Genomic DNA, 25,419 nt, shown 5'->3' on the forward strand with positions numbered 1-25,419 from the left:
TCACTAAATCAGCGGTAAATTATGGCTAAGGCACATTTTAAATATTGGTTATTAGGTATGTCCCTGGTAATGTTAGGAGCCTGTTACAAGGATCAGGGAAACTACAAATATGAACAAATAAACGAGGTGCAGTTTGAAGGGATTGCAGATGCGTATACAGGTTATTTGGGAGAACGGATAAATATTAAACCAAAACTTACATTTACGCAGGACAACGGTAATGACACCGCCCGGTATGCTTATGAATGGACGGGGCTTCGCACCGACGCCGTATTGCCGGCTGATGTGCGCACGGAAATTGCCACCACCAGAAACCTGGACCTGGTAGTAGCTTTTAGCCCTGGACCCTACCGGATTTATTATAGAGTTACTGACAAGATCACAGGAGTACAATGGCAAAAAACTTTTAGTCTTACTATTCTGAGTAAAGTATATGAAGGATGGATGCTCATGAACGACGTGCATGGGAAAACAAGGATAGATATGCTGACAAAAACGGATACTGGATACCGTATCCTGACAGATGTGCTTTCTTCTATGAATGCAAACGTGCCTGATCGTTATTTATCGGCGAAGCCACTGTTTATGAACTGCTATCCGTATGACCCGAGACTCTACGGCATATACATATGTACCGCGGGAGGAACGACGAAAATCCATCCGGAGAGTTTCAAATATGATGTTACCTACGACATTAAGTACGAGTTTACCAATAGTGTCAATAGTGACTTTACGGCAGATAATATGACCAATCTGTTCTTTCAAATGGCGTGGCTTCACGGCACAAATAATAACGTCTATTTTTATGATAGAACCTGGAGTACAAGATACAGTGAGCCTATCAATAAAATGAAGGGGGATGTAAAACCCTTTAAGGCCAGCAAGTATATGTACGGCAATAGTGTGAGTGCCTCCGCTTTGTTTTATGATGATGACAACAGGCGCTTTGTGCGGCATATAAATAAAGAGTCCTCCTGTTCGCCCCTGCCGCCTGGGKAACTCTTTGACTTTAATAATACAGGAAAAGACCTGGTATACATGGATTACTCCACTTATAACAATGGGAATGTATTTGCCATACTGAAAGACCCTATAACAGGCAAATACTGGCTGGCCCGCTTTACATTTGACGACAAGATTAACCAGGTATACTATGGAGAAATACCCGTTAATACTGCAACAGATATTGATAAGGCAGAAGGTTTTGCGATTAGCCCGGAGTTTGGATATGTCATGTACTATGCAGGCAGCAAGCTATATTCCTACGATTTTAATAACAGGAGCAGCAAGTTGATGCTTGACTATGGCACTCAAAAAGTCAGCTGTATTAAGTTTCACAAATTTCTCTATAGCAGTCGCGTGAGCCAATATTATGCAGATAATGCCAAACGACTGATTGTTTGCAGCTACAGCGGGTCTGATCCGGCTACCTCCGGAAGTATGCGGTTTTATAACGTGTTACCAGTGCAACAACCGTTTCAGCTGGTCAAAGAATATAACGGCCTTGGTAAAATAGTAAGTTTATCATACCGCGAACGGCCCTGAAAAACCGCCGGTTCCTTGCAGATGTAACCCGTTTTTTCGAAAATAAAATGAGCTCATTTCATTATAAAAAAAATATACTGTGAAATATATATTACTAATAGTACCCTTGCTGATATCTCTTTTTTCTTTTGGTCAACAGGATAGCCTCACTGTCAAAGGTGTTTTAAAGGGACTGGGGAATCTGAATGTGAACCTGACTTTTTACGACGATAATGGGAAGTATGTTTATTATAAGGCGCCGGCGACGGATGGCCATTTCAGTTTTAAAGTGAAGAAACAGTCTGGTCCGATGGTAGCCAGGTTTAATACCTCATTTGAAAGAGATCTTTTGAAGAAAGTAAATGGAATTAATTACGGTAGCCCTGCTCCTCAACTGCCCGTATTCATTTATAAAACAGATATTAATATAGCCGGCGCTGTTACCGATCTTCATATTGCCAGTGTAACGGGAGACATTGAAAATAATGAGTTCGCGGAATACCTGGAATCGGTAAAGGAGGCGGAGAAGCGGGAATGGGATATCAGTGCGACTACCTTTTCTATGGACTTAACAAAGGATAGTGTAGCAATTAAAAAGCTGACGGATGAAAGCGCGGAGATTCAAAATGAGATTTCCAATTCGAAGAAGCGTTTTATAGATCAACATCCTGGCTCTTTTGCCAGCATGTATTTACTAAGCGGTATAGGAAATCATTATACGGCAGAAGCATATAAGCAAGCTTTCGATCACCTCACCAATGAATATAAACTTACGGGTATTGGCAAATCTGTTTCCAGGCAAATCGAAAGATTATCTGTAACAGCCGTAGGGAAGCCAGCTATTCCATTCCTGAGAAAAGATAAAGATGGCAACGAAATAGACCTTTCCGGTTATAAAGGAAAAGTGGTATTGCTTGATTTCTGGGGTAGCTGGTGTGGACCCTGCAGGGCGAGCCATCCACACCTGAAAGCATTATATAGTAAATATAAAGATAAAGGGTTTGAAATTATTGCCATTGCATCTGAAAATGCAAAAACTCCTGAGGAAAGAAAAGCGAAATGGCTAGCCGCAATTAAAGAAGATGGCACTAATTGGGTGCATATTCTTAACAACGATGGAATGGAAAAGCAAGATCTTGTTAATGAATATCGTATCGACGGTTTCCCTACCAAAATTTTATTGGGCAAAAACGGGAAAGTGCTACTACGTATAACAGCCAGCGCCACTAACGATATAGATAATACACTCAGGGAAATATTTGATGGGAAATAATATTGAAGCATACATTTAAAATTTAGTCATGAAGAAGTTGATCGTATTTTTGGGGTTATTAGCGCCGGTATTCGCAACCTCTCAGGGTATACACTTTGAAACGACCAATTGGATGTCGACAGTGCAAAAGGCAAAAGCGGAGAACAAGCTCATTTTTGTAGATGTTTATACCTCGTGGTGCGGTCCCTGCAGGGCCATGAGTAACCAGGTATTTCCAAAGCCTGAAGTGGGAGATAAGTACAATAGGCTGTTCATCAATTATAAAATTGATGCTGAAATAGGCGAGGGTATTGCACTGGCGAAGCAATATGCAGTAAGAGGATATCCAACCTATCTGTTTATTGATCCTGTCACTACCTCGCTGGTAGGAAGTACTGCGGGTTCCATGCCGGAGGCAAATTTTCTGGCTTTAGCGGACGGTATGGAAGCAAAGCATGCCGGAACGGAAATACCTATGAGCGAGCTGGAAGCGACGTTTGTCTCAGGAAATTATGATGAGACTTTCCTGGTGAAATATATGAAGCGGAAGAATACGGAGAAACAATCGACTGATGAGGCATTTGATGTATTTATCCGAAAATTTTTTACGGGTAAAAAAAATTATACCCGCACAGATCTCAAAAATTTTGCTATGTGGTTTCATTATAAAAATGATACCGCATATAGTATCGCCATACAGGAATATGCAGCCATTATCAAGGCGCTGGAAGGAGATGATTTGGCTGAGTTGCGTTTTGTAACGGAGCTGGAAGACGCCACCAGGATAGGAATAAAAGGCATACTGGATGGGAAGCTACCTTCAGTGGAAAAAGCGGAACGCGTAAAGAAATTGGCAGATAACCTGAAATTTATTACGCCATCTCCACGGAAGGCCGATAAATTACAACTTGAACTCTTGGAGGACTTGTATAGAAACATAAAGGATACCGTGCAGTTAGTTAAAGTTAAAGCGCAATACATCAGGCGTCACTTGTTGCCAGAAAATCGGAATCCCTTTATTGGAGTCGAACTTGTACTGTTGAGCAAAGAGGATATTAATCGGGTACCTGCTGGTATTGATACAACAGCAGTAGCTGGCTGGTGTAGCAGTTATGCTATGTTGTTCTCAAAAATCATTTCTACAAAAGAAGATCAGGACCTGGCTGTTTTGCTGGCGGCAAAGTCCTGTAGGATTGACAATGCGCTCAGAAATCGTATTAGCCGGTCTATAGTGGACTATAATATAGGTAACCGGCAGAATGCTACCAAACAGATGGCCGAAATGCTTAAAGAAGAACATGAAACCAGGTCTGCCAGCGAATATAAAAAAGTATATGAAGCCATGACCAAAGGTCAAAAAGTTGTTTCCTTGTATTAATTAAATAATACGGCGTCAGCGTCTGTTTGTATGTTTGTTTATTTTAATATATTGAATCTGCCCGTTGCACGTAAAAGAAATTTTAAAAATTTCACCGAACGGTGGGGTAAATTTGTGCCCCTTGCCGTCTCCTCTTTAGAATCAATAGTAAGTAATGCTTTGGTCGCCGGGAGACCGGGGCTCCCGGCAGCCGCTATAATAAGGAATGCCAATTAGTACAAGAAGAGGAGGTCATCGTTATTTTTTTTATATAAAATTAATATAGAATGTCATGTAAAATATGCCGGTTTTGAGCACTTTTTTTAAAAAGGTTGTCAGAAATTGGATCATCCTGTTATCATCATCCATTGTTTTGTTAATTTATTGAACGTCAGATAGAATAGCATGGATTTATATTGAAATAGCAGTAGGTGGTTATATCAACCCAACCAAAATGTAGATAGAACAGGGATGTCGGAATGCAAGTATTTATTTAACAACCAACAATTGCCAATTAGAAAAGCCTGACCGTCGTATTTAGGTACAGGAACAAAATTCAATATCAGATGTCAGTCAACCAATAGGCAACCTTGCCTGAATTGTAACTTATATGAACAGTGAACATATGAAATTATTTCCCACGGTCCTGGGCCAGACCATGAGTACAGTTGTTTCGTGCTGTAGATACGAGACAATGAATGCCGGACAGGATCGCCACCGCAAACAGTACCGTAATTTTGCTAAACATTTGTTGAATATCAGTTCCGGTATGATATTGCTGATGGCTTTTTTAATGAGTGTTCCGGTTGCCGGGCAGTCTCAGTCTATTACGGTTTCAGATAAAAATATACCCATTACGAAGGTTATTTCAATCATTGAAAAGCAAACCGGGTATTCAGTTTTCTTTAATAAAAAAGATCTGAAAGGAGCTCAAAATATTTCACTTATCGTGACCCAAATGCCTTTGGTAAATTTTCTTGAAGTAGCTTTTAAAAACCAACCTTTCAATTTTTTTATTGAAGACAAAACGGTGGTATTGACCCGCAAACCGCAGCATTCATCAGCAGATTCTTCTTCTTCCACGCTGGACTTGTCTGGACTCGCTGTTGCAGAAATATCAGGCCGGGTAACATCTTCCAAAGACAATAAACCATTGGAAGGAGTGACTATCTCCGTAAAAAATGCTAATGCCGCTACCTTCAGCAATGTGCAGGGAACATTTAAGTTGAAACTCCCGGAAGGAGCCACCACTATATTATTCCGTTGCCTGGGATTTAAGCAGAAAGAGGCGACTTTAAAAGAAAAGCAGATCGTTTATAATATGCAGCTGGAGCCGGAAGTACAAGGATTGAGTACGGTGGTGGTGAACGGTATTTACGAAAGACCGGTCTCTAATTATACGGGTGCTGCGAAAAGCTTTACGATTAAGCAGTTGCAGGAGGTAGGAAATAGAAATGTGCTGGAGGCATTAAAATCTATGGATCCTTCCTTTCGTATTCCGGAAAATATAAAGTTCGGTTCCGACCCTAATAAATTGCCGGATATTCAAATGCGCGGCAGCAACAGCTTACCGAACCTGAAAAATCAGTATACGGAAAGTCCGAACTTACCATTGTTCATATTGGATGGTTTCGAAGCAACACTGCAGAAAATTTATGATCTGGATATGAACAGGATTGCAAAAGTTACCCTGCTGAAGGATGCGTCGGCCACAGCTATCTATGGATCACGGGCTGCCAATGGTGTGGTAGTCATTGATACCCGGCAACCTAAAAAAGGGAAATTACAGCTTTCATACAGCAGCAACTATACGCTTACCATGCCGGACCTCACCAGCTATGACTTGCTGAATGCTGCGGAGAAACTGCAATTGGAAAAAGTATCGGGCATCTATAACGGTACCTCCATCAATGATCAGCAATCAAAGGCTGAATTATATAGTAAGCGGCTGGGAGAAGTAAAACGCGGCGTAAATACGTACTGGCTTTCACAGCCACTGCGTACTGCTTTTGGACATAAACAAAGTCTTTACCTGGAGGGTGGTGACGACTACGTCCGGTTTGGGGTTGACTTTTCTTATAACAATGATAACAACGGTGTGATGAAAGGTTCAGGCCGCACTAATTATGAAGGCGGTATGAACCTGATCTACAGACGCAGCAACCTGCTTTTTCGAAATTACCTTTCAGTGAGCTATAATAAATCGACGGAATCTCCTTTTGGAAGCTTCGGAACTTTTGCCAGGTTAAATCCTTACTGGCGTGTAACAGATAGCAGTGGTCATATTCCTAAAGTGCTGGATGATTCCGGAAACCAGGGAACGATATATAGTCCGATGTATAATGCCACCCTGAAGAATAAAAACTTCAGCGACTACCTGAATGTCGCCAATAATTTTGAAGTTAACTGGAATATCTTAGAAGCCTTGAAGGTGGTAGCCCGCCTGGGGTTTTATACACAAAAAGATAATAGTGAGCAATTTTATTCCGCTGGCAGTACGCAATTTGCAACCGGCTATACCGGTGATGATTTTTTTAACCGTGGTAGTTATACCGTCAATAAAGGCAATACGGTATCCTATCAGGGAGACCTTAATGTGAACTATGGCAATTCTTTTGGAAAGAATGTGCTATATGCCACAGCAGGATTACATATCGAGCAGTTTTCTTCGCAGGATATGGGTGTTGTGGCAGTTGGATTTCCGAATGAACACCTGGATAATATCGCCTACGCCTACCAGTATCAGCCTAACAGTAAGCCATCCAGTAATGAAAGTGTAATTCATAAAATCGGGATACTGGCCAATGCAAGTTATGCTTATGACAGCCGCTATCTGCTCGACCTTTCCTTACGTACAGATGGCTCTTCGCAATTCGGTACTAACCGTAGATTTGCTCCTTTCTGGTCAATAGGTGCGGGATGGAATGTAAATAAAGAAAAGTTCATGCAGCGGTTTACCTGGATGGATCAGTTTAAGTTAAGGGCGTCTTATGGCGTTACCGGTTCACAGAATTTTCCTGCCTATATGTCGTTGCAGTCGTACCAATACTTTACCAACGAACGGTATCGTGCCGGCATCGGCGCATACCTGCTGGGCCTGGGAAACCCCGATTTGCAATGGCAGCAATCCTTAAAAACAAATATAGGAACAGATATTACATTATTTAACAGCCGGTTGTCAGTGACGGCTAATTATTATGTGGAGAACAGCAATTCACTTATTACTTCTATTTCCACGCCACCTTCAATGGGATTTAATAGTTACAATGCTAATCTCGGACAAGTACAGAACAGAGGTTATGAAGCTTACATAAAGTTTAACCTGGTGAAGAATGAGAAGAAAAGTATTTTTTGGAGTATATACACCGATCTGTTTCACAACGACAACAAAATTGTAAAAATTTCTGATGCGCTTAAACAGCAAAACGAGGACCAGCTGACTAAACAAACAGGATCCACTCCTGTTACAACGCCGGTAATATTATTTCAGGAAGGGCAGTCAATTAATACCATTTATGCGGTTCCTTCTTCCGGAATTGATCCCAGCAACGGCTACGAGATTTTCAGGAAGAAAGACGGTTCGCCTACCTATACATGGGATCCTCATGATCAGGCACCGGCAGGTAATAGCGATGCTTTTATGTATGGAACATTTGGCACAAATTTTTTGTACCAGGGATTCAGTATAAATATGGCTTTCCGTACTAATCTGGGAGGGCAGCAATACAACCAGACACTCGCAGATCGCGTGGAAAACGCCAACCCTAATTACAATGTAGACAGGAGGGTGTTGGAGCAGCGCTGGCAAAAGCCGGGCGATTTTACTTATTTTAAAGGGGTAGCAGATGTGAACGGCTTTACGCGCACAGACATGACGAAGGCTTCTTCCCGGTTTGTGCAGGATAATAATATACTTTATTGCGACGGAATAACACTTGGTTACCGCTTTCCATCTGTTTTAACAAAAAAATGGAAAATGGAAAATCTGCAAACCTATTTCTATATTAATAATCCTTTTATAATATCCTCTATCAAACAGGAACGCGGACTGGACTATCCCTTCGCCCGAACCTATTCTCTCAGTATACAAGCAGGTTTCTAGCATCTATAATATTTGAGTATGAAAAAGATACAATTTCAATCCCTGTATTCAGGCGCCGTATTTTTAAAGAGAAGATCATATTTTATAATATTAGTCTTCAGTATTTTATTGGTACTGTGTGTTTCTTCCTGCAGCAAATGGCTGGACGTACGCCCTAAATCACAGGTCAAAGAAAACGACCTGTTTTCTACCGAACAGGGGTTTGTTGATGCGCTGACCGGCGTGTATACGCTGATGACAAATACTTCTCTTTATGGTGATAATATGACCATGGGGTTTATGGATGCACTGGCCCAGCGATACGACATAAGTGGTAGCTCCAGCGCTTTTTATCAAACCGGCTTATATAATTACCAGGATGCCAATGTGAAATCAACCGTTGCGGGTATCTGGAATAGTATGTATAATGCTATTGTAAATGATAATAATATCCTGCAACAAATTGATGCGCAGAAAAGGCTTTTTTCAGGACAAAACTACGCACTTGTTAAGGGAGAGGCCCTCGGACTACGCGCCTTTATGCATTTTGATTTACTACGTATGTTTGGTCCTGTATATGCTACCAATCCTGACAAAATTTGCATTCCTTATGTTACTACCGTTTCATTAAAGGTAACGCCACAATTAAAGGCATCGGTTGTAATGGACAGTGTAATAGCTGATTTGAAAACTGCCGAACAGTTATTAAGTGCAGATTCCCTTGTTGATAATTTTACGCCCAATGATAGCTGGTTGCTGGCTTACCGGCAAAATCATTTCAATTTATGGGCTGTGAAGGCTTTACTGGCGAGGGTGTATTTATATAAGGGCGATAAGGTAAATGCGTTGAAATATGCATTGCAGGTAATTAATTCCCACAGGTTCAGTTTTGTGCAAAAAGTGGCTCTCACAGGTGCTGTATCTACAAAAGATCGAACATTCAGAACAGAGCATATGTTTTCCCTGCATATCTATAATTTAAAAGCATCAGTTGATAAATACTTTAAATATTCAACAGGAAATTCCTATCAACTGACGCTTCCTGAAGTAAGGCTTAATAATATTTTTGAGATCGCAAATGGTGGTAGTACAGACTATAGGTATGCTTTTCTTTGGGAGCTGGATGGAACCATACGATTCCCTTCTAAATTATGGCAGGAAAGCAAGGTGGTGGCCGCATATAAGGAACTAATGCCATTGCTCCGTCTTCCCGAAGTATATTTTATAGCAGCGGAATGTACGGCTGATGTGCCTACTGCGGTCAGTTACCTGAATGCCGTCAGAGAGAATCGTGGTATTGCCCCGCTTCCCGATGTGCTACTCCCAGATAACCTGCAGAATGAAATATTTAAATCCTATGAAAAGGAATTTTACTGTGAGGGCCAGCTTTGGTTTTACTATAAAAGGCGGAATAGTAAAAGTATCTCAGGTACATCCATACCCGGATCAGATGTGATTTATGTATTTCCACTACCGGATGATGAAGTTCAATTTGGCAACAGAGGTTGATAACAGCATACAATAAAATAATTATGAAAAGAAATAGCTTGTATTGCAGAGTGGCACTACTGTTCATGATAAGCGGCGCATGGGCATGTAAAAAAGAAGATAAGCTGATATATAGGAATGATCCGAAAATTTATATTTATAAAAACTGGTTAAATTATCAATATGATAGTGTCAATTACTCCTTTGCGATTAAAAACAGTGACCGCGTAAGAGATACTGTTTGGGCCACTGTACGTATTATGGGAGATGCCAGTCCGCAGGACCGGGTGATTGATTTCAGGCCGGTGGATAGCTTAACAACAGCCGTGAAAGGGCGTGACTATGAACTAATGAATTACATCATGCCGGCAGATTCTTTTGCGACAAAGCTTGGTATAATCATAAAAAAAACACCGGAGATGGATGTTAAGGAAGTGAAAATAGTCATGAAATTAATGGCATCAAAAGATTTTAAAACCGGTATTTACGATCAGTTATTTTATAGAGTTGTCATTAGTAATATCCTCGTTAAGCCTAGTGATTGGGATTCGTGGCTGAAGAATTATTTCGGGGACTACAGTGAAAGAAAGTATCGCTTTATTATTGATGTATTAGGCATCTCCGAGTTTACCAATTCCATGTCATATAGTGAATACTCCTATTTTGAACAAAGAATGAAGAATGCGCTGGCAGATTATGAAACAAAGAATGGGCCGATGATAGATGAGAAAGGTAGCCGGGTGACTTTTTAATAGGGAGTGAGAAACAAAAATTTTGATGCCTTCAAAAACAAATAGATGAAATTTTTTCTAATAATAATGTCTGTGGTAATTACTTTGTCATTTACCGGTTGTTATAAAGACAAAGGTAATTACAGTTATCATGACATCAATGATATCTCCATTGCCGCTGCCACTGATACTTTTTCCGTTTCCCAGTTTGATACACTGAGCATACAGCCGCTAATTACACAACGATCGCCTGATGAAAAAGTATTGAAATACCAGTGGACGGTCTCTCACGATATTACCGGTCCTGTTTTGCCCGCAATGATTATTTCTACTGATAAAACCCTGCATGTGCAAATTGGGTTGTCACCCATCAGTGATGCATATACGCTTATCCTTAAGGTGACGGATAGTATTACCGGCGTAAGCTCTTATCATCATTTCGCATTGAATGTTTCTTCAAAACTGTCTGAAGGCTGGATGTTGCTGGAAGCCGGGAGGAATAACGGGGATATCAGTATAGTTACCCCAAATGACACCGTATATAGGCATATATTTTCCGCGGCGAATCCTGCCATTGCACTTCCCGCAGAGGCCTTCAGATTAGTGAGTGTGAATAGCTTTTTTTCCGGACAGCGGAATTATGTGTTGTTTGCCGATGGTGGATATGAGCTGGCTAAAAACACCTTTCAGGCACAGGGAGCTTACAGGGACTGGTTTTATAGCTTACCTGCTGTTCTGCGGCCAGAGTCGATTACATGGCCTGGCTATAGTAATACCATATGCCTGATTAATGATGGAAGCGTATACACGCAGACGCCTATGTTTGGAGGAAGGTCCTTTGGTGATAAACTCCGTTTACCTCAGGGAGATTATGTGGCTGCACCTTTTGTCGGTGGATTTGGATTCGGCATTCCCACCATTATATTTGATAAGAAGAATTATAGATTTTTATTCGTTCCGGAATTCGGAGAATCACTTGTTGCCTGGGGAGAGATGGACTCAACGCAGGCTTTTGATATGAATAATATCCGTAAAAATATGCTTGTGATGGATGCTGGTGCAAACTTTTACAACAATGCTATTTTCAAAAATATAAATAATGATAGTTGTTTTCTATACGTGATAGATCCAACAGGTGGCGGACCTGTGGCTAACCACTGGCAGCCTGTTTTAAATAGTCCGGAAATAGGGAAGGCTACTTTATTTACCATGTCGCAAACAGTTCCGCAATTGTATTATGCCAGCGGAAATAAGATATATCTCTATGATATTGCGGCTAACAAATCGAGATTAGCCTATCAGTTTGAAAGTAATGAGGTGGTTAGCACGATGAAGATGTATTATATTAATGATGGCTTCGATCATGCGTTGAATGACGCCCGGATTGTAGCCGCTACCTTTGATGGAACGAAGGGAAAGGTATACTACCTGGATCTATCCGGGACAGGGGATATTAAAGGTAACGCGCCAGCTAAAGTGTTTACAGGGTTTGATAAAATAGTTGATCTTGTATACCAACAGAAATAGGTAGTTTAGAGTTTACTGGTAAGACATTTTTTTAAGGATTCTCCATCCATCAGATTAATGGTGTTATTTTTTATGTGTTTCTTTGACTGAAAATAGAAAAGAGTATAAAATTATGGTAATCATGGTTTTATGAGAAATTTATCCCGCTAAAAAATGTTAAAAGAGAAATAAGGGGTTCGATTGGTATCCCTGACTCTCCGCAAAAATTTAGAAAAGCCTTTGGTTACAAACCGAAGGCTTCTTTGTTTTGGGCTCAACGCTGCTCATTGTGAATTGATTCCCCTCTCATCTTTTTCATTCTCTCTACTCGTTCGGCTGAAGAAATTATTTGGGTATGGATTCTATCATCCGCTGCAATTGTCTCTGAAATATGAGGCTTAAGATCGACTGCCATTCTTTGTTCATAATTTGCAATGGCAGTTTTTATATCCGGCAATTTATCAGAGGTTAAGTTTTCTGTAAGGGACAGGGCATCAAGTAATCCTAAATTTACACCCAGACCTCCAAAAGGAGGCATCACATGGGCTGCGTCTCCTGCAAGGGTGATATTTTTATGAGGTTTCCAATTTTCGAAATCCTGCATTACTCTTAATGGAAACCCTCGAAACTCGTTGCTGGCTTTAAACAATTCCTGAAAAATAGCATTCCAGTTACCAAACAATTTATTTAGGAACGCCTCAACGGTATCTCTTTTGGTAAAATCTATTCCGTTACTTTTAATCCAATCACCTTTTTCCCTAAAAGATGCATAGAAATTAAAATGTCCGTTTCCTTTAGTGTGAACAAATAGCGTTTTCTTATCTTCAACCACTGCAAAATTTCCCGTACCCACGAGTGGATATAGCGAAGGTGTTTCTATATCAGGGCGTAGTATTTCTCCCTCTATACAATATGTACCGGTTTGCAGAGGTACAGATTCTGTGATCAGTTTTCTAGCCTTTGACATGGATCCATCAGCTATAATAACAACATCGGCAATTGCCGTTTTTCCGGAAGCAAATTTTATAAGGAACTTTTCCTCATCTTCAACGACTTCAACAGCATGGGCATCCCAAAAAACGGTACCCTTTTGGAGGTTGTTTAAAAGCAAATTTCTTAGATCTGGGCGGTCAATTTCCGGCCGGTCAAAAAGATGTTCTTCGGCCGGCTGTATTTCCAATAAGACATTACCTTCCCTATCACCCATTCTTTCAGTTGTTGATCTGGCAAGTGCATAGAATTCTTCCAGAAGCCCCKCGGCCTTAATGGCTTTCTGACCGGTATCAAGGTGAATATCTAAGGATCCTCCCAACGCCCTTGCCTGGGCATTGAGATCCCGTTCGTAAACCACTACTGATGCGCCTTTTAATTGTAATAATCGTGCTGCCGTCAGGCCTACGGGGCCGCCCCCTATAATTGCGATATGTTTGTTTGAAATTAAGTTTTTCATTTTTTATAGTTTGGTATACCGCAAAGCTGTACTTTAGTAGTGGAATAAAATAGCCTGATTTACCCAATTAATATTCGAAAACAGGATTATGAAATCAGATTCCAGTCCAGGAGCCGCTAGAGATTTTTCAGAAATATTTGTATTCAAAAACGATCGAAAAACGCAAAATATTAAAATTCCCATACCGGAAAATTTGGGAAAAGGTTACCTATCACGTATAGGGCTGGGTGGTTCTATGGGTATGATGATCCATGATTATGAGCTCCTAACTGATATCAATGGTCAGAAATCCGGCGAGGCATCAAAAAAGGACACCATTGTTTTTAGCTTTCGAAATGTTCTTGCACAGGATAAACGCGCTCCAAACACCAATAATAAGCTTCCATCTGTCCTGGTAAGTTCCGGCGATATGGAAATTGATTTTTCTTTTGCTGCTCATACCCGGATTAATGCTATTGTAATCACTGTACATAAGAGTCTATTGCTAGAATTGATACATAATGACGATACTACACTATTGMAAACTATTTTTTCCGGAAACAAGCCCTATTTATATGAGGAATTTATATCTCCCGGCATACAGGATGTTGCTGCACAAATTTTCAATACAGATGTTAATGAAGATCTTTTAGCATTCTATTATAGAGTAAAAGTTGAAGAATTGATTTTGCTTTTTTTTATTGAATTATTAAAGCGTAAAACCCTGGGTAACTATCCTTTAAATTCGTCAGATGTAAAAACTGTTTATAAAGTGAGGGATAAAATAATCAGTGATTTGACTACACCCCCTAATCTGGCGTCTTTAGCTGCATTTGCTGGAATGAGCGAGAGTAAACTCAATCGTTTATTTAAACAAATTTTTGGCAATCCTATATATAATTATCATCAGAAATTCCGGATTTACGAAGCAGCAAAACTTTTAAAAACAAATCAAATTTCTGTCTCTGAAGTAGGATATCAACTAGGCTTTACCAACTTAAGCCATTTCTCAAAATTATTTCACCGGTATATTGGGGACAAGCCAAAGAAATTCTCAAAAAGGGAAGCAAATTTGAACCAATAGTTTATTGATATCGATGAATATTTGAAATGGAAGTGCGAAACTTTTTTATTTTATTTCCTTCTAGTTTTAAATCTAAGTTTTATTGTCTGTTATTTTTTTGATTATCAATATATTAAATAATGTTCAKGGTGCTAAAAAATATTAAAAGTGATAGCTGGCGTTCGACAGTGATCCCCGACAGTCCGCAAAGCTTAAGTAGGGGGTACTTCCCCATTTCTTATCTATTATCCCAGCTAATTGTTATTGAGGCCTGAACTACAAGTGATTAGAATTATCAGCAATATCATACACGTACATTTCACGACTCAGTATATCGACTGATATGAATTACGCAGTTGAGAATATTGTACCTTTTCCATATGACGTATTTGAAAAAGTATTAGATAGAATACGAAAGGCTTTTTGTTTTAGGAGTATAATGGCAAATGATTTCGAGGGCCACTTTGGATTTGCTCATTTAAATATTATCTGGCTGTTGAATACCTCGTTTTGTTGTATTTATCACATTACGGATATTTTTTTGATCAACTGTCGATTACATTTGTATGATAATCGCTTTCTGAGACAATGTGTTATTGTCATAAAAAATAAACAAAGAAAGAAAGGCTATGATCCACTAATTTTTTTTATTAGCTTTATCTCGATATAAACAACCAATTTCTGAAGCCGAACCTAAGAGATCAGCGAAAAAAAACTGCTTAATACCGAAGTACCACCGGAAAAGTAACCCTAAGCAGGTTAGATACATCAGCACAACGAGAGATATTAATTTGAGCACTATTGTAATTGCGCTGTACCAGCACTGAAGAGTGATACTTCTAAGAATCAAAAGACTTTGTGAATCCGATTTTACTGTGAACCAATGAACTAATACAAGTTGTTTTCATCAACTTTTAATCGCGTTATTCATGTAATTAACCAAATCGTATAAAAACAATGAGAAAATTTATTTTCCGGCTATAGCATGGCTATGCCCAACGGAATCGTATACGCGCTAAAATTCTAACACAAATCCAAATCAACTACCTGATGAAAACCCTGATTAATTGTTTACTGGCGACGGTACTGTCGCTCCATAGCTATGCCCAACAGGCAATACATGGAAAAGTATATGATATCTACACACAGGCCCCGATTAAAGGCGCTGGCCTGTATGCTAATGGTAAACTTATGTCTTCAACAGACATAAACGGCAGTTTTAGTATAGCATGTTCCAACTGTACTATAACGGTAATGGCTATAGGATATGATACGCAAACAATCCCTGTTAAGAACAGTAGTAGCCAACTGATGATCGGACTTACCGCCGCATCCTATAATCTAAACGAAGTAATGGTCAATGCCGGTAAATTCAACATCAACCTGCTGCAGCCAAAATCTGTTGCGGTACTCACTAACCAGGACCTGCACCGCAATGACGGCCTCTTTCTCGAAAATTCGTTGAACCTGGTTCCCGGTGTACATATGGAAAAAAGGACGATGTCCGGCGGTCAGCGCATTACCATCCGGGGATATGGTAATGGCACTAATTTTAATGGTGCCGGCTATAAGGCTTATCTGAACGACATCCCCGTCACTGATGCAGAAGGGACTACCATCCTGGATGATATTGATTTCTCCGTATTAGGAAAGGTGGAAGTGATCAAAGGACCAGCTTCCAGTTTGTATGGCAGCGGCATTGGTGGCGTATTGAAAATGTATACCCTGAAGCCAGCTACTTATGGCACCCGTATCTCACAAGAAGTGCTGGCCGGTAGCTATGGCCTATTCAGAACTAACACACGGGTAGAACATGCAGATGAAAAATCATCTGTTATGCTCAACTACGGCCATCAGAACTACGACAGCTACCGTATACAAAGTGGATCCAAAAAAGACTTTGTTTCCCTCATCAGTGACTTTCACAGCAATGATAAGCAAACACTGTCTGTGTATGTTGCCTATAACAATTCGAACGACCAACTGGCAGGACAGCTCGATAGTATTCAGTTTGCACAACGGAAAGATACCGGAGAAGTTCCCTATCTGAAAAACAAAGGTTATGTATCTTTCGAGTCTTATCGCGCGGGAATTTCCCATAACTTTCAATTTTCTACACATGTTAATAACCAGACAAGTGCCTGGTTTACCGGATATAAGCAATCACAGGCCTTTGCAGTAGGCTTGTCCGGGAACATCGTCCAAAATCTGGGCGCACGCACCGCATTCGGTTTTCATTTTACCGGCCGCACCATCACCCTGAATGGCAGCATAGGTGCTGAATACCAGAAAACAAATTCCTTCAAAAAAAGCTATGGACTAGCCAATAATATTACAGGTGCACTCACAGGAGATCTTGAATTATCTGCGATGCAGTACAATATTTTCACCCAGTGGGAATTAAAACTGCCGAATGAATTTATAGTCACCGCCGGTGTGAGCAATAATTACATTGAATATAGCATCACCGATCGCCTCACTAACAGCGCCAATCCTACACATAAAGACCAGTCGGGCCATAAAACATTTACACCGGTACTTACACCGCAGATTGGTGTACTGAAAACACTGAATGAAAATGTGTCGGTGTATGCCAACATCAGTAAAGGTTATTCACCTCCCGTATCCGGACAGGTGGTTATTCCGCAGATCAGCCAGGTGAATACCGCCTTACGACCGGAGAAATCCATACAATATGAAGCCGGCGCCAAAGGTGCCGGGTTGCATAAAAACCTGGTGTTTCAGGTAGCCGTATTTGATATGGAGATAACAGATAAACTTACTTCACAGGCGGTAACAGATAATGCCGGCACTGTTCTGTATACTATGACCACCAATGCAGGAGCGCAGCAAAACCGTGGCATAGAAGCAGAGGTATCTTACGCGATAAAGCCCGCGCATCCGAAAGTATTTTCGCTAATACAGCCATTTGTAAGCTATACGTATTCCAGCTTTACATATAAGCAGTTCCGTAGTGACAATAACAACAATGCCAAAACTATTGATTACAGCGGTAACAAGGCCTCCGGTGTGCCACCTCAACTCCTGAATGCAGGCGTGGATTTCATTGCCCAATGCGGCATTTACCTGAATACTACCTGGCAATTTGTAGATAAGATGCCGATCACCTACGACAACCGGCATTACGCAGACGCGTATACGCTGTTGTCGGCCAAATTGGGTTACCGTCATGCTATTGGCCAACATTTGCAGCTGGATGTATTTGCCGGTGGCAACAATCTCACCAGTAGCCGGTACTACACCATGGTATTTTTAAATGCCAACTTCAACGGTGCGGCCCCCAATATTTACTTACCTGGCCCCTATAAAGCCAACTGGTATGGTGGATTTAATCTCAGCTATAAATTTTAGTCATGAATAAACATAAACTCCTTGCAGCGGCAATGCTGCTGCTTACTTCCTGTGGAAGATTTGGACATCAGACGCTTCTCCATAGCGATAGTACCCGCATTGTTTGTTTATCCAAACAATATAATGAAGTGATTTACGCATTGGGAGCGGAAAAGAACCTGGTAGCGGTAGATCTCTCCAGTACCTACCCGCCAGCCATCAAAGCATTACCAACAGTGGGTTATCACCGTGCACTGAGCGCGGAAGGTGTACTGGCACAAAATCCAACGCTGGTGATACACGACAACAATATTGGGCCGGAACATGTGATGCGGCAACTGGAAAAAATGAAAGTGCCTATGAAAACCTTTATGGACAGTGTATTCACCATAGAACAAGACAAATCAATGATACAGCAGCTGGGGGCCTATTTCCATAAAGAGCAGCAGGCTGATAGCCTCTGCAAAAAACTGGATACAGAAATGAACCAGGCGCTTACTAACGCACACCAATATACGGATACACCTAAAGTGGTTATTATTCATTTTGGACGGGCCATGAATATTTATCTGGCGCTTACCCAAAGAAGCACGGGCGCTAAAATGATTGATTGGGCAGGAGGCCGCATTCCCATTGGTGGCGACAAAGGTATGCAGCAGGTATCAGCAGAGCTTATTGCGCAGGCAGATCCTGATGTAATACTCCTGACTGATTTTGGTTATGACAGGCTGGGCACTTTCGAAAAAATAAAGGAGCTGCCTGGGGTTTCCGGTACTAAAGCAGCGCTGCATCATCGCATCTACAGGATAGAGGAACACGATATTGTATACCTGGGACCACGTACAGGCGCTAATGTACTTGCATTTCAAAAACTGATACATGCAGCTAAACAGACGTTATAATGGCGTGTATCCGATCCTGATAGTATTGCTGATAGTAACGGTGTTGTTATCTGCCTGCTTTGGCGCTGTTAATATTAGCACCGGCGAAATATATAGCGCCATCAGTAAAACAATGACAGGACACAGCGACTTATCCCTGCATGAACGGATTTTTATGGAGATCCGTTTACCAAGAGTGCTTTTCTGTTTACTGGCGGGATCAGCGCTGGCGGTAGGCGGTGTATTACTACAGGCGCTCTTCCGGAATCCCATTGTAGAGCCTGGACTGGTAGGCACTTCCAGTGGGGCTGCTTTCGGGGCTGCACTGTATTTCGTATTGGGAGCATCGTTGCATTTTAATGCCGGAGAATGGACACTTCCGATGGCAGCAGCTGCTGGTGCGGCAGTGGCCACGTTTCTGGTACTGGGCTTATCTGAAACAAAGCAAACGGGAAAAGTAGCTGTTGGTACTCTGTTGCTGATGGGAATTGCAGTCAACGCATTATTTCTTAGTGGCACCGGTTTCCTTTCCTATTTAGCCCGCGATCCGCAGGCCCGCTCTATTACTTTCTGGAATTTAGGTACTCTTTCCGGTGCCAGCTGGCATGCAGTAATCATCACGGCTGTGGTACTGGCGATCTGTTTCTGGCGATCGCTTTCGTATGCCAAACAATTGAATCTGCTGATCCTGGGTGAAGAGGAGGCAATGCTGGCTGGTGTTTCCGTTCAACGGCTCAAAAGAGAAGTACTCATCATCAACGTCATCATGGTGGCAGTGGTCACTTCATTCACCGGCGTGATCAGCTTTGTTGGATTGGTAATTCCTCATTTGATGCGGATGTGGAAAGGAGCCGATAATCGCTATCTGATAATGGGCAGCGCATTGACAGGGGCCATATTGTTAAGTCTGGCTGATATCGCCGCGAGGGTACTGCTGCGTCCGGCCGAACTGCCTATTGGTATTGTGACGGCTGTCACTGGGGTACCTGTTTTCATATATCTGTTAAGGCGAAAAAAATATTATTACTGATGTTGGTAGTATCTGATCTGACCTACGCAACGGGTCAGCACGTATTGTTGCAATCCATCCACCTGAAACTGGATGCCGGCAAACTGCATCTTGTCATTGGTMCCAACGGGGCTGGAAAGTCGACCTTGTTAAAAGCGATAGGTGGACAAATCGCGCCCACCTCTGGTACCATCAGCTATGCGGATAAAAATATTTCCACATTTAGAAAGACGGAACTGGCGCGGATACGTGCATCACTTTCTCAGCACCAGGAATTGTCATTTCCGTTAAAAGTATGGGAGGTGGTGATAATGGGCCGGTACCCTCACCGGCTGGAATCGCCTGCCCGGAAAGATATGCAGTATTGCATGGAGGCGATGCAGTTGTTTCACCTGGAAGCATTGGCTGGCAGGGATTATATGAGTTTGTCCGGTGGCGAAAAACAGCGGGTACACTTTGCCCGTATCCTATCGCAGATATGGGAGCCTGTTCCGGATAGCTGCCGGTACTTGCTGCTGGATGAACCACTCACTTTCCTGGATGTACATTATCAGTTTCATTTCATGGAATTGCTAAAAAAGTTATTGCAACAACCCGGTTTGCTGATCGTTGGCGTAGTACATGACCTTAACATCGCTGCCCGGTTTGCCGACAATATCCTGCTGCTGCATCAGGGGAAGTTAATAGCCCAGGGCAGTCGGGAAGAAGTACTTAGGCCGGAGCATATACGAAATGTGTACCAGCTGGAGCCGGTGATCTATGAAAAGGACGATCGGTATTTTCTGGCATTTTGAAAATGTATTTATCCACTCACAACAACCAATACAAATGAAAACTAAATCCGTAAAAAAGCCCCTGTGGCGCTATGTTTTGCTGATGGCGATTTTGCTCTACGGCATAGCATCCCCAGCGCAGCAGCATGCCCGCCAGAGTACCAAAGCCCCCGAATGGATCGCCATGATGGATGATCCGAACGTCAACTTCTTTGTAATTGAAAAATCCTTTAATGACTATTGGAAAGGGAAGGAGTTGCCAGTAGAAGAGGATGAAATACTGGATACAAAAAATAATTCAGAAAGAAAGCGCGGGTTCCTTGGCTTATTTAAACGAAGGGAATCTGCAGCAAGAGAGGAGGGACAGAAATATGCATTTGCGTATAAAAAGTACCAGTGGTGGCGAAGGCAGGTACTCCCTTATGTACAACCTGATGGTACTATTCTCAACAAGGATCAGCAGATACGTATCTGGCAGCAGCAAAAAGAACTAAAGAGCAATATTAACGCCAAGCAGGCCAGAGATAGGATGGAGAAAGAGAAGAAAGATACCAGTAACTCCGGACAGCGCTACTAAGCATATCCCATGAGAAAAATTATTTTTCCATCAACCAGAAATAACTAAAATGCATATACGTAAATATCTATTGTTGATTTTACCCGCCTGTCTACTGCTATCATCAGCATTTGCCCAAAACTACGGCAGCTGGCGGAATATAGGGCCTGTGCTCTTCCCCATCAACTCTTCGGGTCAGATCAATGGTATTGGCCGCGTTACACAAATGAAATTTCACCCCACTACTTCCGGTACACTCTACGCAACCAGCGTATGGGGACTATGGAAAAGTACCGATACGGCTAATACCTGGATGTTACAGGGCACAGATGATCTGCCGAAAGCCTCTTGTGCATCCGTGTGTATCGACAACACCAATGATCAGATCATTTATCTGGGCACCGGAGATCCCAACTATTATGGTACTTCCCTGGGCGTTTACAAAACAACAGATGGTGGACAATCCTGGTTGCCGGCCAACAGTAGCATCGGTACACGCATGGCCGTGGAACTGCTGATGTCGCCCGCAAATCATAATGTATTGGTAGCCGCTACGAATGACGGCATCTGGAAAACTACTGATGGCGGTGTTTCCTGGTCGCAACAACTGGCTGGTGCTCAGTTTACCGACATGGTTTTTAAAGCCGTTACTAATACGGCCACGCTGTTTGCTGTTACCATGGATGGTCGTTTTTATACTTCCAATAATATGGGAGATACGTGGACCGCTACCACGATTACCCTGCCGGCAAACGGCGCCAATGGCACCAGGTTGGGTGTTACCCGCGCCGATTCCAACCGCGTATACGTGGGAATGGTGGGTTCCAACAATGGCTCCGCAGGAGGAGTTATTTACCAATCCACAAATGGAGGGACCTCATTCACCCAGGTGAAAGGTGATGTATCGCCTAATCTGAATGGTTATTCCAGCACCACTACCGGTCAGGGTAACTACAACTGGGCCATGTGCGGCGATCCCACTAATGCCAATACCGTATACGTCGTTGGTCACCTGATATGGAAAAGTACCAACGGTGGCAGCACCTGGACCCAAATGGAACCTAATTGGGCTTCTGTGATCCATACCGATATGCACGGCATAAAAGTAGATCCCTACAACAACAGCCGGCTGTTTAATTATAACGATGGTGGTGTATGGCTCTGTACTGATGGCGGCACTACCTGGACTCCCAAAAGCAACGGACTCTCTTCCACCGAAGTGTACCATGCTTCCAATAGTCCTATCAGAAGAGATATGATCAGCATTGGTACGCAGGACAATGGGGAATTATATTATAAATATGCTGCCAATCCCTGGTTTACAAACAGAGGGGGCGACTGGGGGGCACGGTCCAACTTTGACTACAGTAATAATAGCCAGGTGTATTATTACAATGGGAAAAGAAGATCCGTGACTGGCAGTGACGCTTCTTATAACCTGCCCTTCACAGGGACTAACAATATGCAACTGGAATTTACACCGCAAAATGTAAACATCGCTTTTGCGGCAGATACCGGTTTATGGCGTAGCGCCAATATTACAGCAGCCTCACCATCGTGGACCAATGTAGCCAGCGCAGCGGAGAAAATTAATGCGCTACAGATCAGCAATGTTAACGCCAATGTGGTATTCTATGTCACTACTAATCAGAAAGTATACAGCTCCCGCAATGCGACGGCTGCTACTCCCACTTTTACCAGCGTTACCGCACCGGCTGCTACCAGTGTAGCCGCCAGCGTTACCACCATCTCCAGCGATACTAATGTGGTATATCTTGCCTGCGGAAGCCGCGTATACCGCTCCGGTGATAAGGGCAGTACCTATACTGATATCAGCGGAACCCTCCCACAGGTAAATGTGATCCGCCTGCTGGAAGATAGGTACGCCACCAATGAAACCGTATATCTGGCTACCGCACGTGGGGTGTATTACCGTAATAAAACCATGAACGACTGGGGACTGTATTCCATAGGGCTCCCTACAGTAGCAGATATAACGGATCTTTTCGCTTATAATACCGGCAATGTTGATAGCAGTGAATTACGGGTAAGCTTTTATGGAAGAGGTGTTTTTGGTACCAAATTAGGTAATGCCATCACGCCGCTGATCTCCTTTGCCACTACGTCCATTGGCGCCACTGCAGCGGGTACCAGCATATCGGGATGTAAGCCATATACAGATTACCCCGTGAACCTGACCATCAGTCCCGCGCCAACAGGAAATGCAAATGTGCAACTGGTGGTAGGCTCCACTTCCTCTGCTAAACAGGGCGTTGATTTTGATGTAACGACCAATGGGAACTTCACTACTCCCAGCGACACCGTAATTTTTGCTTCCGGGCAAACCGCCCCACGAACCGTCACCATCAGGGTTTATGGAAGTAAAACAGATCCTTCCGGTAAATTCTCCCTGCTTACCTTCAGTGTAAATGGCAGCACCAATGCGATGGCCAATCCATCCGCGCAAACAGCACGCGTGGATATCACCTATCCGGATGCCTCACCAGTAGGAGATACCGCTCTTGTCAACCTGACATATGGTAACGGTACCACAGGAGGAAGCGCTTCCAGTCCATTCAACGGCACACAATCGGATAAGAAGGCACAAACCATTTACCCGGCCAGTGAACTCAGGGCAGCAGGTATACAAAAAGGATTTATCAACGCCATCTCCTACCATGTTACCTCCAGAACAGTGACCACCACCAGTACGTTCCAGAACTTTAATGTGGGAGTTGGACTCACACCACAAGCCACCTTCACCAATACGGTGTTCGACAGCAGCCCGCTGACCAGCATGTATGCAGGCACCATCAGCGTTTCGGATACCGGCTGGATTCAGATACCTTTCTCACAACCTTTCTATTGGGATGGTTATTCCAACCTACTCATCCAGTCCTGTTACAATAATCCGGATGGCAATGACCAGGGAGATAATCTGGTAGCGTCCATCTCTGTAAGCGGGGCTAATCCTACGGCCTTCCAACGCCAGACCAGCGGCGCCGGCTGTACGTTTAATGCACCCGGTTATGGATCTACGAGACCGAACCTGATCATCAATACCAGGCCATCTGTTACTCCGGTGTCCAGCATATTAAACCGCAGTACCACACAGTATCTCGGGCCTAATGCCACCGTTTACTTCTCGGACACCAGTGGCGCCATTATCGCCAAAATACAGAATCTGACCAGTTTCGACTATGGATGCACTACCGTAAAGGTAGATAGGGCCGGCAGCAGCGCCGCTCCATTCTGGGATAGTACTGCCGCACATTATCTGGCTTCTAAAACCGTTAAAATAACACCTGCCAATAACAACGCTTCCGGCAGGGTTAGCGTAACGCTCTACTTCAACCCGACAGAGAAACAAGGGTGGACTACCTCTACTACACAATCATGGGATACCATAAAGATGGTGAAGGTGCTCAGTAATATTAGCAATGTGACACCCGCTAATCCTTATCCGGATGGCGTTGGCGGCTTTGAAGTGAGTCGCGATTCCAGCGGTAAAAAAGGCGCTACCATTTATTTTGCGTCCGCTACGTTTAATACCGGCCTGGGTGGCTTTGGTGTAGGTATTCCAGGTACTCCACCAGCAACGTCCAGCTGTAATACACCGATCCCACGTTCGCAACTAAGGATCTCCCAGTTCGACAGCCAGGAAACCGTTGGAGAAAATGCACCTGTTACCAATGTAATTGACGGCGATATCAATACCTTCTGGCATACACAATGGTACAACAGTACTGCACCATTGCCACACTATGTATCTATCTATCTGGGGGGCTCCTATAATGTGAGCAAGCTTACCTACGTACCAAGGCAGGCAGCTGTGAACGGCCGTATTAATGCCTACAAGGTAGAAGTAAGCGCAGATAGCCTTACCTGGACACAAGTAGCTACCGGAAACTTTACCAATAGCACGGCAGCACAGGATGTGGTGTTCAATCCTACTGTTAAAGCGAAATATGTGAAGCTTACCGCTACCTCAGAAGTGAATGGCAATGCCTGGACCTCTGTAGGAGAACTCTCCTTTACCGGTTGCCCGGATACCAGTCCTATGCTGAGTAAGACAAGTATGTTGTCTGCCAGCAACATCAAAGTATATCCAACTTTGGTGAAGAGAGGAGAAACCGTTCATATCCGGAACAGTGCTTCAGGTAGCAGCCTGATACAGTTGTACGATGTGAATGGAAGAGTGATGAAGCGGGAATTGTTTAACAACAGCGCAAATATTCAAACCGGTGATCTGCCGGCAGGAATATATATCTATAGTATTTTCAATAATAAACCGAATATGCGCAAACAGATCATGAGTGGAAAAATTATTATAACGGAATAATATTTCCCCACTAATAAACAAAAAAGCCTTTGGTCATTGACCAAAGGCTTTTTTGTTTAAGGCATTACGCCGTCTT

At 42.7% G+C, this 25,419-nt stretch carries 15 protein-coding genes; 14 read left to right on the forward strand and 1 reads right to left on the reverse strand.

Annotated features, from left to right (window positions below; all coding sequences use genetic code 11):
- Nucleotides 1–21 precede the first annotated feature (21 nt).
- From AC1DFM_RS33120 to AC1DFM_RS33150, 7 genes are all read left to right on the forward strand, one after another.
- The gene (locus AC1DFM_RS33120) at nucleotides 22–1,545 is read left to right on the forward strand and encodes a PKD-like family lipoprotein (protein ID WP_477081074.1); all 1,524 of its coding nucleotides are present in this window, start codon (nucleotides 22–24) and stop codon (nucleotides 1,543–1,545) included.
- 79 nt (nucleotides 1,546–1,624) lie between these two features.
- Nucleotides 1,625–2,797, forward strand: coding sequence for a redoxin family protein (locus tag AC1DFM_RS33125; RefSeq protein WP_477081075.1), 1,173 nt, complete (start codon nucleotides 1,625–1,627; stop codon nucleotides 2,795–2,797).
- A gap of 28 nt (nucleotides 2,798–2,825) precedes the next feature.
- Nucleotides 2,826–4,154: a thioredoxin family protein gene (locus AC1DFM_RS33130; protein WP_477081076.1), complete on the forward strand. Its 1,329-nt coding sequence runs from the start codon at nucleotides 2,826–2,828 to the stop codon at nucleotides 4,152–4,154.
- A 604-nt stretch (nucleotides 4,155–4,758) separates the two neighbouring features.
- The gene (locus AC1DFM_RS33135; RefSeq protein WP_477081077.1) at nucleotides 4,759–8,235 is read left to right on the forward strand and encodes a SusC/RagA family TonB-linked outer membrane protein; all 3,477 of its coding nucleotides are present in this window, start codon (nucleotides 4,759–4,761) and stop codon (nucleotides 8,233–8,235) included.
- Nucleotides 8,236–8,253: 18 nt separating this feature from the next.
- Complete coding sequence (locus AC1DFM_RS33140; protein WP_477081078.1) at nucleotides 8,254–9,723, forward strand: RagB/SusD family nutrient uptake outer membrane protein; 1,470 nt, start codon at nucleotides 8,254–8,256, stop codon at nucleotides 9,721–9,723.
- 23 nt (nucleotides 9,724–9,746) lie between these two features.
- Complete coding sequence (locus tag AC1DFM_RS33145) at nucleotides 9,747–10,454, forward strand: DUF4843 domain-containing protein (RefSeq protein WP_477081079.1); 708 nt, start codon at nucleotides 9,747–9,749, stop codon at nucleotides 10,452–10,454.
- A 45-nt stretch (nucleotides 10,455–10,499) separates the two neighbouring features.
- A complete protein-coding gene (locus AC1DFM_RS33150) occupies nucleotides 10,500–11,960 on the forward strand; it encodes a PKD-like family lipoprotein (RefSeq protein ID WP_477081080.1) in 1,461 nt (486 codons plus the stop codon).
- A 253-nt stretch (nucleotides 11,961–12,213) separates the two neighbouring features.
- Here AC1DFM_RS33150 and AC1DFM_RS33155 read toward each other — a convergent pair whose 3' ends face one another.
- Nucleotides 12,214–13,389, reverse strand: a complete 1,176-nt coding sequence (locus AC1DFM_RS33155; protein WP_477081081.1) for an FAD-dependent oxidoreductase — start codon at nucleotides 13,387–13,389, stop codon at nucleotides 12,214–12,216.
- 88 nt (nucleotides 13,390–13,477) lie between these two features.
- Between AC1DFM_RS33155 and AC1DFM_RS33160 the strand changes: the two genes are divergently transcribed.
- The 7 genes from AC1DFM_RS33160 to AC1DFM_RS33190 all read left to right on the forward strand — a co-directional run bounded on the left by AC1DFM_RS33160 (nucleotide 13,478) and on the right by AC1DFM_RS33190 (nucleotide 25,343).
- A complete protein-coding gene (locus tag AC1DFM_RS33160; RefSeq protein ID WP_477081082.1) occupies nucleotides 13,478–14,452 on the forward strand; it encodes a helix-turn-helix domain-containing protein in 975 nt (324 codons plus the stop codon).
- Between the two features lie 1,029 nt (nucleotides 14,453–15,481).
- Nucleotides 15,482–17,803, forward strand: coding sequence for a TonB-dependent receptor (locus tag AC1DFM_RS33165; RefSeq protein ID WP_477081083.1), 2,322 nt, complete (start codon nucleotides 15,482–15,484; stop codon nucleotides 17,801–17,803).
- A 2-nt stretch (nucleotides 17,804–17,805) separates the two neighbouring features.
- Nucleotides 17,806–18,684 carry a heme/hemin ABC transporter substrate-binding protein gene (locus tag AC1DFM_RS33170; protein ID WP_477081084.1) on the forward strand — a complete coding sequence of 293 codons (879 nt, stop codon included), beginning with the start codon at nucleotides 17,806–17,808 and terminating at the stop codon, nucleotides 18,682–18,684.
- Nucleotides 18,662–19,693 (forward strand): FecCD family ABC transporter permease, encoded by a 1,032-nt coding sequence (locus tag AC1DFM_RS33175; RefSeq protein ID WP_477081085.1) that lies wholly within the window; start codon nucleotides 18,662–18,664, stop codon nucleotides 19,691–19,693. The genes AC1DFM_RS33170 and AC1DFM_RS33175 overlap by 23 nt, the downstream gene beginning before the upstream one ends.
- The gene (locus AC1DFM_RS33180) at nucleotides 19,693–20,466 is read left to right on the forward strand and encodes a heme ABC transporter ATP-binding protein (protein WP_477081086.1); all 774 of its coding nucleotides are present in this window, start codon (nucleotides 19,693–19,695) and stop codon (nucleotides 20,464–20,466) included. The genes AC1DFM_RS33175 and AC1DFM_RS33180 overlap by 1 nt, the downstream gene beginning before the upstream one ends.
- A 34-nt stretch (nucleotides 20,467–20,500) precedes the next feature.
- Nucleotides 20,501–21,022: a hypothetical protein gene (locus AC1DFM_RS33185; protein WP_477081087.1), complete on the forward strand. Its 522-nt coding sequence runs from the start codon at nucleotides 20,501–20,503 to the stop codon at nucleotides 21,020–21,022.
- A 49-nt stretch (nucleotides 21,023–21,071) separates the two neighbouring features.
- Complete coding sequence (locus AC1DFM_RS33190) at nucleotides 21,072–25,343, forward strand: discoidin domain-containing protein (protein WP_477081088.1); 4,272 nt, start codon at nucleotides 21,072–21,074, stop codon at nucleotides 25,341–25,343.
- The last annotated feature ends 76 nt before the right edge of the window (nucleotides 25,344–25,419 follow it).

Source organism: Chitinophaga sp. 05T412, assembly GCF_056396465.1.

Bases quoted from the DNA above. Each gene is read 5' to 3' on its own strand.
- AC1DFM_RS33130 (WP_477081076.1), top strand. From the start codon at position 2,826: ATGAAGAAGTTGATCGTATTTTTGGGGTTATTAGCGCCGGTATTCGCA.
- AC1DFM_RS33135 (WP_477081077.1), top strand. From the start codon at position 4,759: ATGAAATTATTTCCCACGGTCCTGGGCCAGACCATGAGTACAGTTGTT.
- AC1DFM_RS33140 (WP_477081078.1), top strand. From the start codon at position 8,254: ATGAAAAAGATACAATTTCAATCCCTGTATTCAGGCGCCGTATTTTTA.
- AC1DFM_RS33145 (WP_477081079.1), top strand. From the start codon at position 9,747: ATGAAAAGAAATAGCTTGTATTGCAGAGTGGCACTACTGTTCATGATA.
- AC1DFM_RS33150 (WP_477081080.1), top strand. From the start codon at position 10,500: ATGAAATTTTTTCTAATAATAATGTCTGTGGTAATTACTTTGTCATTT.
- AC1DFM_RS33165 (WP_477081083.1), top strand. From the start codon at position 15,482: ATGAAAACCCTGATTAATTGTTTACTGGCGACGGTACTGTCGCTCCAT.
- AC1DFM_RS33170 (WP_477081084.1), top strand. From the start codon at position 17,806: ATGAATAAACATAAACTCCTTGCAGCGGCAATGCTGCTGCTTACTTCC.
- AC1DFM_RS33175 (WP_477081085.1), top strand. From the start codon at position 18,662: ATGCAGCTAAACAGACGTTATAATGGCGTGTATCCGATCCTGATAGTA.
- AC1DFM_RS33185 (WP_477081087.1), top strand. From the start codon at position 20,501: ATGAAAACTAAATCCGTAAAAAAGCCCCTGTGGCGCTATGTTTTGCTG.
- AC1DFM_RS33190 (WP_477081088.1), top strand. From the start codon at position 21,072: ATGCATATACGTAAATATCTATTGTTGATTTTACCCGCCTGTCTACTG.